Below are 12,413 nucleotides of genomic sequence, written 5' to 3' on the forward strand. Positions count from 1 at the left end.
CAGCCCTACTCAACTGTGCGGAGGTTGGACGACGAAATCGAATTCTAACGAATGACCGATTTCTGTCCCACTCTCATTTTTCATTCAAAAAAAAGAGCCATCGGCTCTTTTTGATTATTCTTCTGTTACAAATTGACTGAGGACACCGTTGACAAATCGTGAAGAGGTTTCATCCGAAAAGGCCTTGGCCAATTCCACCGCTTCATTGACTGCGACGATCTGTGGCGTATCAAACTCTGTCATTTCATAAATTCCCAGACGAAGGATGTTTTTCTCTACCAAGGTCAAGCGCTCAACAGTCCAGCCGGTCTTCAAATGTTGACCGATTTGTTGGTCCAGTTGATCTTTAGACTGATAGACACCGGTCACAAGATTCAAGAGAAAGGCAGGAAGGTCGACTTCTTTGTCTTCTGCTAGGTCCTTGTCATGTAGATAAGCAAATCGACAAGCTTCGACAAGATCGCCATCATACTCCAATGCCATCAAGGCTTGAAAAGCACGCTCGCGCAAATCTCGACGTGATTCTAATAAAATTTCATCAGTCATTGAGGAAGTCCTCGTTAAACAAGTCTTTCAAGTCTGGTTTTGGAGATTTTTCCGTCGCGATACCGACAACGTGAATGTTAACAGCATCCAAGGTTACATCTGCCATATCATAAACCGCAGACTTGACCGCTTTTTGAATTGCTACTGCTACAGATGGCACAGCAACTCCATACTCCAAATAGAGATAGATGTCTACTGAAACTTGACCATCTTCTTCTGTATGAAGGTAGACGCCACGTCCAAGTGAGCGTTTTGATAAGCTATCTGAAACACTCTTATTTTCAAGCGAATAGACACCCTCTACTTTTGCTGTCGCAATCGCAATAATTTTTTCTAATACACGTGGTGCAATAACGATGTCACCAAATTGTTCAGTTGCCATAGAAGTTCCTTTCTATTTGACACCCTGAGATGTCTCTTATGCACGAGAAACGTAAGTTCCTTCAGTAGTGTTAATGACCAATTTTTGTCCAGCTTCGATGAAGTCAGGAACGTTCACGACCAAACCAGTTTCCATTGTAGCAGGTTTACCAGAACCAGTCACTGTAGCACCTTTGATAGATGGTTGAGTTTCTGCAACAGTCAATTCAACAGTTGTAGGAACTGTTACACCGATTACTTCGCTTCCGTAGAATTGAATTTTTACTTCTGAATTTTCAAGGATGTAAAGCAATTCTTGTTCGACGTTCACCACTGGAATTTCATATTGATCATATGTTTCAGTATTCATGAAGTAGGCTGTATCATCCATTTTATACAAGTATTGAGCTGGAACTGTTTCGATAATCGCTTGTTCAAATTTTTCTTCTGGACGGTAGCTTGTATCAAATGTTGAACCAGTACGGACATCACGCAATTTCATACGCATGATAGTGTTCCCTTTACCTGGCTTGTGGTGGCTAGCTTCCAAAACGCGGATCAATTTTCCATCAGCTGTTTCAAAAGTCATACCAGCTTTCAATTTACTTGCTTCGATCATGTTTTATTACCTCTTTTTTAAAAATAGATTACTCTTTATTGTAACACACTATTTGATTTTTCTCAAACAGCAATCTTTGCTTTTTAGGAAGGTTAGAAGGCGGAGAGAGATTGCAGGAACGAGTCCTTAGTATCTCTACATTTCCACCACCAGCTTCACTATTCCTTATTGGTCCACAGGCACAATGTTGCCATCCGCATCTTTGGTGACATGGACATATTTTCCATCTACTTCAATGTAGAAGGTATGTGGCTTGTCTGGAGCTGGAGAGGCTTGTTTTTGAAGGTCATTGCCAAGGGCTTGACCCAAGTTCATCCCCATGATCATGTTCATGCCATTGCCACCTTCATTTTTAGCAGCTGCGACCAAGGCTTCATTGCGAGCACGACGCTCTTCGATTTCAATGGTATTGTACTTCATCGCTGCCAATTCACTGTCCAGTTTATTGACCTTGGCCATACTGTCTGCATCGTAGCTCAAATCTTCGATGAGGACATTGGTTAATTCAATACCATATAATTCTGCCCAAGTTTTGTTGACTTCGCGTTTTGCGACTTCATTGAAGACGTCTTGGTCTGCATTGATATTGTAGATATCTGCCTTATTTTCAGCTGTATATTTTGAAATAGCAACTGCAATTTTTGGCGCTAAGTTTTGGCGCAAGGTTCCCTGAGCCACATCTTCCAAGGTAAACGGTTTGTCAGCAGCAATTTGGCGACTGACTGCACTGACGTAAAAGAGTACAGGATCTGCTACTTTAACATCATAGAGACCATAAAAACGAATACTAAGAAGTTGTTGGTAACGGTCGCTAAAATACTCGACTGGATTTTGGGTGCCAAATTTATTTCCTGTAAAAGGTTGCATCCGCACAAAAATAATTTCTTGTTGGGTGACCACTTGACCACCAAATGAGAAGCGATTCTTGAACTGGTCCCAAGTCCCTTTAACGCCACCCTTTTCAAACAACCAGGCATTTTCACCAGCTTGCCATTCGTGGCTACCTGCTTCTAGAAGGTCTCCTAGAAAAGTTCCATTATTGACCAAGAGAGCAACATAGCCTTGAGGAACAATGACGACAGATCCATCTGTCAATAGCCCCGTATTTTGGTTGCTCTGACGAGAGCGTCCATCTGGATCTTTGGTCAAGAGCTGTCCCTTAATGGCCAAAGCTGTTGCCGGAACAGCTTCTGGCAAGGTAATGGCTTCCTTAAATTTACTATCTTGAAAACTTGAAATGCCCGCTGAAAGGGCTGCTTTAATAAATCCCATACATTCTCCTATCTGTAGAATTCAATTTCATCCACGACTTCGTAGACATCCAAGACCCAATCTTTTGGATTATGCTTCAAGGATGCTTGGCAATATTCACACTTGTCGATTGAATCGATCGTCAACGGCGCACCACAGTTCGGACAGTGATCACTAACAACTTCTGAATTCTTAATAATCTCTGTCTGAGCTCCATGTTCACGGAGGAAGACCATGCGGTATACCGTAAAGAGATCTTTGGTCGGATCTCCTTCGATCACACGACCCGATTCATCATTTCGGATGTAATCTCTCATCGTCGAAGACAGAATGACTTCAATGCGGTCATTGCCTTCTGGATTTTCGATAAAGTCTTTGATCTTGGAATTTTCCACACGCACGCGCTCTAGAACATTGGTTGTTTTGGCGCGAATATGCTCTTGCAACTGCGTCAAGTGTTGCTCATAAAGACTGGTACTTTCTAAGTTCCGTACGGAATTCCAATCTTTTTCTGTCCAGGCGGACTGCAATTGAAGATAAACCAGCTTGACTTGCGACAAGAAGCGGTCTTCATCAAACATTGGATCCAGTTTACGGATGCGGCGAATCGCTTCATAGTTATTCTCAATTGGTCGACCAGCCCGTTCTTCGGTTGTCCGTTTAGGAGCACTATTTGAAGAGAATGATTCCTCACTGTCATCAGCTTCTTTTGCAATATTATAGACAAATCCAATCAATCCAATGATGGCGACAACTGCTACCGCCCCACCAGAGTCTGATCCAGAACTAGAACTGTAGCTACTGGATCCACCAGACCAGCTGCTGCCACCAGACCAACTGCTTCCCCCTCCAGACCAGCTGCTACCACCACCACCGCCAGAATGAATAGTGCTACTGCCACCACTATGCGTATTACCGACACCAGCATGGGCAGAAGGAGCAAATGCAAATAGAAGGGCTACTAGAAGAATTCCTAATACTAAAATTCGTTTTTTCATAGGCCTCATTTCTTATCTTTGTTTGTTACACAGGGGTTAAGAAAATACTGTCTATTTTATAGGACAATCAATTCTTTAGGTGCAAGTGTCAAGACTTCACAGCCTGTTTCTGTGATCAAGAGGTCATCTTCGATCCGTACACCAGAGAGACCTTCAATGTAAATCCCTGGTTCATCTGTTAAGACCATCCCTGCTTGAATAGCTTCTTTAGACGTTTGGCTGAAGTAGGGTTCTTCGTGGATATCTAGCCCAATTCCATGACCGATTCCATGAGTAAAGTATTGGCCATAGCCGGCTGCTTCGATCACATCACGTGGGATTTTGTCAAAATCACGGAAGCCAAGTCCATCTTTAGCAGCAGCAATCAAGGCCTGATTGGCTTTCAAAACGGTTTCGTAAATTTCTCTTTCCTTGTCGCTGACATGTCCAGCATAGATGGTCCGTGTCATATCGCTGACATAGTGGTCATACAAGCAACCAAAATCAAGGGTCAAGGCATCTCCTGCTGAAATCACCCGATCACTTGGAGTTGCGTGTGGCATGGCAGAGCGTTCACCAGCTGCTGAGATAATATCAAAAGATACACCAGAAGCTCCCAACTCCCGCATTCTAAAATCGAGGAAAGTCGCTGCTTCCAACTCTGTCGTTTTCCCTACCTTGATATAGTCTAAAACATCATGGAAGGCTTGGTCAGAGATGCTACAAGCTTTTTTAATGGCCACAATCTCAGTTTCATCTTTAATCAAGCGCAATTCCATCACAAAGTTCGCTAGGGATTGAAGGCTGATGCCACTGAAAACAGAAGCCATGCGGGCATGGTAGGCCACCGTCACTTCGTCCTCAAAACCAAGTTCTTTGATTCCAAGATCCTTGACGATCTCTGCCGCTGCAGTCAACTCATCGCGGGTTTCCACAATTTCTACAAAGGGGAAACAAGTCGCATGAGCATGAATGGTGTAGCGCGAATCCGTAAAGAGGACCACGCGTTCTTCTGTCACCAAAGCAGTCCCATTTGAACCCCAGAAATTGGTCAAATAGTAAACATTTTTCAAATTGTTAATCAATACCGCTTTGAGGTTTTGGGCTTTCATTTTGTTTCTTAAGTTGCTGATCCGTTGATTCATTGTAATTTTCCTTTCAAATACTGTCCTGTGTAGCTAGCAGGATTGGCTGCTACTTCTTCTGGCGTTCCGGTCGCAATAATGGTTCCGCCACCGATACCACCTTCCGGTCCTAAATCAATGATATGGTCTGCTGTCTTAATGACATCCAAATTGTGCTCAATCACAAGGACTGTATTGCCATCATCCACAAATCGCTCTAAGACTTTGATCAAGCGAGAAATGTCTTCGGTATGAAGTCCTGTCGTTGGTTCATCCAAGATATAGAAGGATTTTCCTGTAGAGCGCTTGTGCAATTCAGAAGCCAACTTCATCCGCTGCGCTTCCCCACCTGAAAGGGTGGTCGCTGGTTGCCCCAGTGTTACATAGCCCAAGCCCACATCTTGGATGGTCTTGAGTTTGCGTTCAATTTTCGGAATGTGCTTGAAGAATTCGACTGCCTTATTGACGGTCATATCCAGCACTTCTGCGATATTTTTTTCCTTGTAGTGGACTTCAAGGGTCTCACTATTGTAGCGACGTCCATGGCAGACCTCACAAGGAACAAAGACATCTGGCAAGAAGTGCATTTCAATCTTGATGATGCCATCTCCTGAGCAGGCTTCACAGCGCCCACCCTTGACATTGAAACTAAAGCGACCTTTCTTATAGCCCCGAATTTTGGCTTCATTAGTCTGAGCAAAGAGATCTCGAATGTCATCGAAGACGCCTGTATAAGTTGCTGGATTGGAACGAGGGGTCCGACCGATCGGGCTTTGATCAATGTCGATCAAGCGATCGATATGCTCAATCCCCTGAATGGTCTTGTATTTCCCTGGTTTTTCAGAATTGCGGTTGAGCTTTTGAGCGATGGCTTTTTTCAAGATGCCATTGATCAAGGTCGATTTCCCAGAACCGGAAACTCCAGTGACCGCAATAAATTTGCCCAGAGGAAAACGCGCAGTAATATCTTGTAAGTTGTTCTCACTGGCCCCTGTAATTTCAATAGAACGACCATTTCCTGAACGGCGATCTGTTGGAACCGGAATCTTGCGCTTGCCGGACAAATATTGGCCGGTAATGGATTTACTATTACGAGCCACCTGCTTTGGAGTTCCCGCAGCAACGATCTCTCCCCCAAAGACACCGGCACCTGGGCCGACGTCGATTAGGTAGTCCGCCTCTCTCATGGTATCTTCGTCGTGTTCGACGACGATCAAGGTATTGCCTAAATCACGCATCTTTTTGAGACTGGCAATCAGGCGGTCATTGTCCCTTTGATGGAGGCCGATTGACGGCTCATCCAAGATATAAAGGACTCCAGAGAGGTTGGAACCGATCTGGGTTGCCAAGCGAATGCGCTGACTCTCTCCACCTGATAGTGTTCCTGCAGAGCGTGACAAGGTCAAGTAATTGAGCCCTACATTGTTTAAGAAGGTTAAACGATCTTTGATCTCTTTTAGGATCGGTCTTGCAATCGTGGCTTCATTGTCTGTTAAGACCAACTGATCCACAGCTTTTAAGTGGTCCGCAATCGATAGATCTGACACTTCCCCGATATGCATCCCTTTCTCCCCACCGACACGGACAGAAAGAGCCTGGTCATTGAGACGGTAGCCATGGCAGGTCGCACAGGTCAATTCGTTCATATAAGAGCGCATTTGGTTGCGGGTAAAATCACTATTGGTCTCACGGAAACGGCGGTGAATATTGGTTACGACTCCTTCAAAAGGAATGTCGATATCTCGAACCCCACCAAACTCATTTTCATAGTGGAAGTGGAATTCTTTCCCGTTTGAGCCATAGAGAACCAAGTCCTTTTCTTCTTGAGAAAGATCTGAGAAAGGCTGATCCATATCAATACCAAAATGGATCATGGCCTGCTCCAACATCTGTGGATAGTAGTTGGAAGAGATCGGATTCCAAGGAGCAAGCGCTCCTTCGCGAAGGGTTAAGTGATCATCTGGCACCACCAAATCCAAGTCCACCTCTAGCTTAATGCCCAGCCCATCACAGTCTGGACAAGATCCGAAAGGTGCATTGAAAGAAAAGAGGCGGGGCTCTAATTCAGGAACGGTAAAGCCACAGACTGGACAAGCATAATGCTCAGAAAAGAGTAGCTCTTTGCCATCCATGGTATCAATCACCACATAACCATCCGCAATCCGAAGAGCTGCTTCAATCGAATCAAAGAGCCGCGAGCGAATGCCCTCTTTGATCACGATTCGGTCCACAACCACTTCAATCGTGTGCTGTTTGCTTTTAGACAGTTCTGGGACCTCTGTCACATCATAGATCTCACCGTCAACTCGGACCCGGACATAGCCGTCTTTTTGCACCTTTTCAATGATATTCTTGTGCTGGCCTTTTTTCTTGCGAATAATGGGAGCTAGAATTTGCAGGCGTTGGCGCTCTGGTAATTCCAAGACTTGATCGACAATTTGCTCAACCGAAGAAGCTGTAATCGCTCCATGCCCATTGATACAATAAGGCGTCCCTACACGCGCATAGAGCAAGCGCAGGTAGTCATTGATCTCTGTTGCCGTCCCCACTGTAGAACGGGGGTTTTTACTGGTCGTTTTTTGGTCGATGGAAATGGCTGGACTCAAGCCGTCAATGGAATCCACATCTGGTTTTTCCATATTTCCCAAGAACTGACGGGCATAGGCCGATAAGCTCTCCACGTAGCGGCGCTGACCTTCTGCATAAAGGGTATCAAAGGCCAGACTGGACTTTCCAGAACCAGACAAGCCCGTCACCACGACCAATTTGTCCCGTGGAATTTCCACGTCTATATTTTTTAAATTATGGGCGCGTGCCCCATGAATGACAATTTTATCTTGCATGTTCTTACTCTAATCACCTTTTTGTTAACCTCCATTATAACAAATTTTTTAGTATTCTTTTATCCAAAACCGTCCTTTTTCTGATATAATGTTAAGGTGTAAAAAAACAAGGGGAGGCACCATGAAACAGGTCTTTTTATCGACAACGACTGAATTTAAGGAAATAGAGACACTGGAACCCGGTAGCTGGATCAACCTTGTTAACCCTTCTCAAAGTGAATCGATGGAAATCGCCTCTGCTTTTAATATCGATATTGCCGACTTACGGGCACCACTCGATGCGGAAGAAATGTCCCGTATGACCATCGAAGATGAATATACTTTGATCATCGTAGACGTTCCCATTAAGGAAGAGCGGAACAATCAGACCTACTACGTGACCATTCCGCTAGGGATTATCCTGACAGAAGAGGCTATTATCACGACTTGCTTGGAGAAATTGCCACTTCTCGATATCTTTATCAACCGACGCTTGCGGAATTTCTATACCTTTATGCGGTCGCGCTTTATCTTTCAGATCCTCTATCGCAACGCTGAACTTTACTTGTCTGCGCTTCGTACCTTGGATCGCAAAAGCGAACAGATTGAAAGCCAATTGCACAAATCAACGCGTAATGAAGAGCTGATTGAGTTGATGGAGTTGGAAAAAACCATCGTCTACTTCAAGGCCTCTCTGAAAACCAATGAGCGCGTGATCAAGAAATTGACCAGTGCTACTAGTAACATCAAGAAATACCTAGAAGACGAGGATCTGTTGGAAGATACCTTGATCGAAACCCAGCAGGCCATCGAGATGGCAGATATTTATGGAAATATCCTGCACTCCATGACCGATACCTTCGCATCGATCATCTCCAACAACCAGAACAACATCATGAAGACCCTGGCCCTCGTCACCATTGTCATGTCCATTCCGACCATGATCTTTTCGGCCTATGGGATGAACTTCAAGGACAATGAGCTTCCGCTCAATGGCGAACCCCATGCCTTCTGGCTGATTATTTTCATCGCCTTTGCCCTGACTGGGTCTCTTGTCGTCTACCTCATCCATAAAAAATGGTTCTAACACCTACTAATAACACTAAGGAGTATTTATGTCTCAATTTGATTTGAATCAACTAAGCAAGAAAAACCAAGAATTTATCCGGATCGCCAAACACCAATTGCTTGAAAACGGAAAGACAGAGGAAGAAGCAGAAAGCCTCATCCAAGAAATTCTTCCAGCTATCCATGAAAACCAAGGAAAAGGAATTCCGGCACGGACCCTTTTTGGAGCTCCAACTGTATGGGCGAACTCTTTCAGCGAGAAAGAGCGCTATGAAAAAGAGCATCCGAAATTAAACGATGCTCCCTCTCTCATGATTTTGGATTCCTTCCTCTTTATCTTTGGTGTTTTTGCTGCGATTAGCGCCTTTATGAACTTGGTTGCACCTCGTCGTACAGGCTATGGTTTGATCACCTTGATCCTTGGAAGTTTGACAGGGGCCCTGCTCTTGTATCTCATGTACTACTTCTTCTATCAGTATATGGATGGCACAAAAGATCGCAGTGAGCGTCCCTCTCTTTGGAAATCCATGCCAATTCTTGTCGGAGTCATGTTCCTTTGGGTCATTGTCTTGTCCTTTACTTCCTTACTCCCACAGGTTCTCAACCCAACTATTCCAGATGTTTTTGCCATCGTTTTAGGAGCTCTAGCGCTTGTCCTTCGCTTCTACTTAAAAAAACGCTACAATATCAAGAGTTCGAGCACAGCACCCGCAACTCGACGCTAAAAATAAACGGATGAAATTTAAACTACACCTCAAAAGTTAGACAGAAAAACTCTAATTTTTGAGGTCTTTTTATTATGAAATTGACTTATGAGAATAACTTCAGCTCTATGAACCTAGAAAATAAGGAGATAGCTTAAAGCAACTCTCAAAAAAATTTTGGATAAACTTTTGAATCAGACCACATGGTTAAGTCGATTCATCATTATGGAAACAAGATTGTCAAAAACGAAAAGAAACATTACTATTCTCCTGATTGTGGGGGATAAAAAACTCACTGCTGTTTTTCCAGCAGTGAGCCATTCATCCTATCTAACCATAAGAGATTCTAAAAATCTAGAGAATAATAATGCTGACCTCCCCATAGGTTAACAGCTCCCCACGGAGAGTATATTCCTACACCGATTAAGACAGATCCGTTGACTCCTCGATCATAAGGAACATGCAACTTCCATGGCAAACGATTACTTATAGCCTTTGGTCACTATGACCAATCAATTTATCTATTCTTACGAATGGCATCAACAATAGGCTGCTTCCCTGTCATATAGATAGGAATGAGCCCACTAGTCATTAATACAGCAAACGTAAGTAAAATTAATGAAACTATAGAAGTTAGATAGAAATGAATGATATCAACTATTTCTAATTGAAGCATTTGAATAGCTAATATAGTTAGTATTAAAAGCAGTATACTTGATAAAGTAATTATTTTCTTTCCATAATTTAATAACTCAAGAATAAATAATCTAAAAACATGTTTTGTACTGTATCCCATAGCCTTTAATACGCCAACTTCGTATTTTCTCGTTCGATTTATTAAAAAGAAGACAAAAGATAAGATTGCAACTACGAGCAAAAGCATGACAAGCGAGATTATAATCAAAAAGTTTTTTATGTATTTTAAACCTTTATTAAATTCTTTATAATTCTCGAAAGACGAAACAATTGAAAATTTATCCGAAATTTTTTTAATACGATTGATTTCTTGAGGGACATCTTTGCTATCCTTCACAGTAACATGTACTGCACTTGGTGCCCAGTCTTTTACAGAAAGATCATCAATTGTTTCTCTCTGTTTGCTTTCTACACCTATATATTTGCTCTGTATTTTTAACATCTCATCACTCATCATGAATAAGGTGTTATCATATACAGAATAGTTAAACGGATACTCCTCTTTTACGATGCCAAGTATTTTAAACGTTTGTTCCTCTTTCACATATAGGTCTCCATCAGATTTAGAATAGTTTCCTTCTTTATCTATGTGAGATTCATAAATATTAATGGGGACATAATATGTAAGTGTTATCTCCGACCCAGCTACAATGTCTTCTAGCTTTTGTTCTTTGATAAATGATTCTGAAACAAATATCCCCCTTTTCGTAGTCCTATCAAAGTATTTAATTTGTCTCTGAGTCGTATTCGTATTGAATAGTGGTTGCACACTGTAATTCTTGGATAAATAAAAATTCTTTCCATTAATAGATAGATTCGGTGAAAAATCTCGACTAATTTTTAAATAGTTTTCAGCATTTTCAAAAGTCATTCCCATACTAGGAAATTCAATATATGGTTCTAATTTGTATACATTCCTACTATCAGAAATTTGATGTATTTCCTTATTCGATAGCGATTGGAAATCATCGATCACCTTGCTCGTTCCAAGTCCTATTGAATCATTAATAACCAAGAAACCATTTTCTAATGAATCACTGATTAATCTTTGATACTTAGAAGAAAATAATGATTGAATATTCATAGAACCAACTGCAAGCGAAACTGTGAAGGAAATTAGTATTAATAAAAGTACAGGTAAAGGAGGTACCTTCCTTTTCTTTTGAATCTTTAATCGAATATGTTTCTTTAATTTACTAGCATGCCACTCTTCTTGAAAATTACACTCTATGTCTTCTTTCACTCCAATTAATTTTTGGTCTTCAAAATGTAGCTTTATATCTCCTTTATTAATAACATATTCATCATGAGACACCACAATAACAATTTTATTATACTTGTTTGCAAGTTTTACCAGTAAAGATGAAACAATCTCTCTATTTTCAGAATCCAAAGAATTTGTAGGTTCATCTGCTAAAATAATATTCTTATCTGTTACCATCCCTCTAGCAATGGCAACACGTTGTTCTTCTCCCCCAGATAAATCCTCAGGATATACATCCTTCAATTCTAAAATTCCTAACTCACTTAGAATATTATCTATTTTATTTTCTATTTCCTTAGTTGATAATTTGAAAAAGTTTAGCGAAATTTTCAAATTATCATACACAGTCAAGTCTTTTATTAGATTATGATTTTGAAATATAAAAGCAATATTTTGTGCAATAAAGGATGAAACAATCTTCTTGTCACTCGTATCAATTTTGGAGCCGTCGTAAATATAAGTTACTTTAGGGTCATACTCTGAAATCAGCCCAATTTTATTCAGCAACGAAGTTTTTCCAACTCCTGATTTTCCATAAATTGTATATAATTTTCCTTCTTTGAACTTTAGAGATGTTGGAAGCAACAATGTTTTTTTGCCATACTTAATGGACAGGTTATGAATTTCAAACATAAATGGACACCTCCGTATGATAACGCTTACTTTTAATGCTATTATAGCTTTTTTTTATACTTTGTCAATTTAAATGAGTAAAATATTTTTAGATGAAGTGAAGTTTAATTTTTAGTTGATAGCAACACCTAAATTGTCAAATTAAGTTAGACTTTTCAAGTAACTCATAAAAACTTGGTAGGGTGATTGATAATTCAATGATTTCCTAGGGATTCTATTTCTTGAGAGTGGGACAGAAATCGGAAATTCGTTAGAATTCGATTTCGTCGTTTCACCTCCGCACAGTTGAGTAGGGCTGTAAAAGCTGATGAAATCAGCGTAGTAGAGCCCACTCAACCACTGCGTCTTG

10 protein-coding genes are annotated in these 12,413 nt (G+C 41.4%); 2 read left to right on the forward strand and 8 right to left on the reverse strand.

The window, feature by feature from the left end; genetic code table 11:
- Nucleotides 1–114: 114 nt before the first annotated feature.
- The 7 genes from nusB to uvrA all read right to left on the reverse strand — a co-directional run bounded on the left by nusB (nt 115) and on the right by uvrA (nt 7,720).
- Nucleotides 115–546, reverse strand: a complete 432-nt coding sequence (gene nusB / locus AB5Y61_RS08890; RefSeq protein WP_368403892.1) for a transcription antitermination factor NusB — start codon at nt 544–546, stop codon at nt 115–117.
- Entirely contained in the window at nt 539–928 is a 390-nt protein-coding gene (locus tag AB5Y61_RS08895; RefSeq protein ID WP_003005404.1) for an Asp23/Gls24 family envelope stress response protein, read from the reverse strand. Before AB5Y61_RS08895 ends, nusB begins: the two co-directional genes overlap by 8 nt.
- Before the next feature lie 36 nt (nt 929–964).
- Nucleotides 965–1,525, reverse strand: a complete 561-nt coding sequence (efp, locus tag AB5Y61_RS08900) for an elongation factor P (protein WP_003005479.1) — start codon at nt 1,523–1,525, stop codon at nt 965–967.
- Between the two features lie 165 nt (nt 1,526–1,690).
- Entirely contained in the window at nt 1,691–2,797 is a 1,107-nt protein-coding gene (locus AB5Y61_RS08905) for an SPFH domain-containing protein (RefSeq protein WP_368403893.1), read from the reverse strand.
- Nucleotides 2,798–2,805: 8 nt separating this feature from the next.
- Nucleotides 2,806–3,774, reverse strand: a complete 969-nt coding sequence (locus tag AB5Y61_RS08910; RefSeq protein ID WP_368403894.1) for a TIM44-like domain-containing protein — start codon at nt 3,772–3,774, stop codon at nt 2,806–2,808.
- A gap of 56 nt (nt 3,775–3,830) precedes the next feature.
- Nucleotides 3,831–4,898: a M24 family metallopeptidase gene (locus tag AB5Y61_RS08915; RefSeq protein ID WP_368403895.1), complete on the reverse strand. Its 1,068-nt coding sequence runs from the start codon at nt 4,896–4,898 to the stop codon at nt 3,831–3,833.
- Nucleotides 4,895–7,720, reverse strand: a complete 2,826-nt coding sequence (uvrA, locus tag AB5Y61_RS08920) for an excinuclease ABC subunit UvrA (protein WP_368403896.1) — start codon at nt 7,718–7,720, stop codon at nt 4,895–4,897. Before uvrA ends, AB5Y61_RS08915 begins: the two co-directional genes overlap by 4 nt.
- Nucleotides 7,721–7,841: 121 nt before the next feature.
- On the opposite strand from uvrA, the gene AB5Y61_RS08925 reads away from it, so the two are divergent.
- Together AB5Y61_RS08925 and AB5Y61_RS08930 are read left to right on the forward strand one after the other, a co-directional pair.
- Complete coding sequence (locus tag AB5Y61_RS08925; protein ID WP_003005422.1) at nt 7,842–8,786, forward strand: magnesium transporter CorA family protein; 945 nt, start codon at nt 7,842–7,844, stop codon at nt 8,784–8,786.
- Nucleotides 8,787–8,814: 28 nt separating this feature from the next.
- Nucleotides 8,815–9,492 (forward strand): DUF1129 domain-containing protein, encoded by a 678-nt coding sequence (locus AB5Y61_RS08930; RefSeq protein WP_368403897.1) that lies wholly within the window; start codon nt 8,815–8,817, stop codon nt 9,490–9,492.
- 496 nt (nt 9,493–9,988) lie between these two features.
- Here the strand turns inward: AB5Y61_RS08930 and AB5Y61_RS08935 are convergent, their stop codons facing one another.
- Nucleotides 9,989–12,064, reverse strand: coding sequence for an ATP-binding cassette domain-containing protein (locus AB5Y61_RS08935; protein WP_368403898.1), 2,076 nt, complete (start codon nt 12,062–12,064; stop codon nt 9,989–9,991).
- Nucleotides 12,065–12,413: the final 349 nt, after the last annotated feature.

The organism is Streptococcus parasanguinis (assembly GCF_040908565.1).
Classification (GTDB): Bacteria; Bacillota; Bacilli; order Lactobacillales; family Streptococcaceae; genus Streptococcus; species Streptococcus parasanguinis_AC.

Coding starts and splice junctions, on each gene's coding strand:
- uvrA (WP_368403896.1), bottom strand. CDS start 7,720: ATGCAAGATAAAATTGTCATTCATGGGGCACGCGCCCATAATTTAAAA.
- efp (WP_003005479.1), bottom strand. CDS start 1,525: ATGATCGAAGCAAGTAAATTGAAAGCTGGTATGACTTTTGAAACAGCT.
- AB5Y61_RS08930 (WP_368403897.1), top strand. CDS start 8,815: ATGTCTCAATTTGATTTGAATCAACTAAGCAAGAAAAACCAAGAATTT.
- nusB (WP_368403892.1), bottom strand. CDS start 546: ATGACTGATGAAATTTTATTAGAATCACGTCGAGATTTGCGCGAGCGT.
- AB5Y61_RS08925 (WP_003005422.1), top strand. CDS start 7,842: ATGAAACAGGTCTTTTTATCGACAACGACTGAATTTAAGGAAATAGAG.
- AB5Y61_RS08905 (WP_368403893.1), bottom strand. CDS start 2,797: ATGGGATTTATTAAAGCAGCCCTTTCAGCGGGCATTTCAAGTTTTCAA.
- AB5Y61_RS08935 (WP_368403898.1), bottom strand. CDS start 12,064: ATGTTTGAAATTCATAACCTGTCCATTAAGTATGGCAAAAAAACATTG.
- AB5Y61_RS08910 (WP_368403894.1), bottom strand. CDS start 3,774: ATGAAAAAACGAATTTTAGTATTAGGAATTCTTCTAGTAGCCCTTCTA.
- AB5Y61_RS08895 (WP_003005404.1), bottom strand. CDS start 928: ATGGCAACTGAACAATTTGGTGACATCGTTATTGCACCACGTGTATTA.
- AB5Y61_RS08915 (WP_368403895.1), bottom strand. CDS start 4,898: ATGAATCAACGGATCAGCAACTTAAGAAACAAAATGAAAGCCCAAAAC.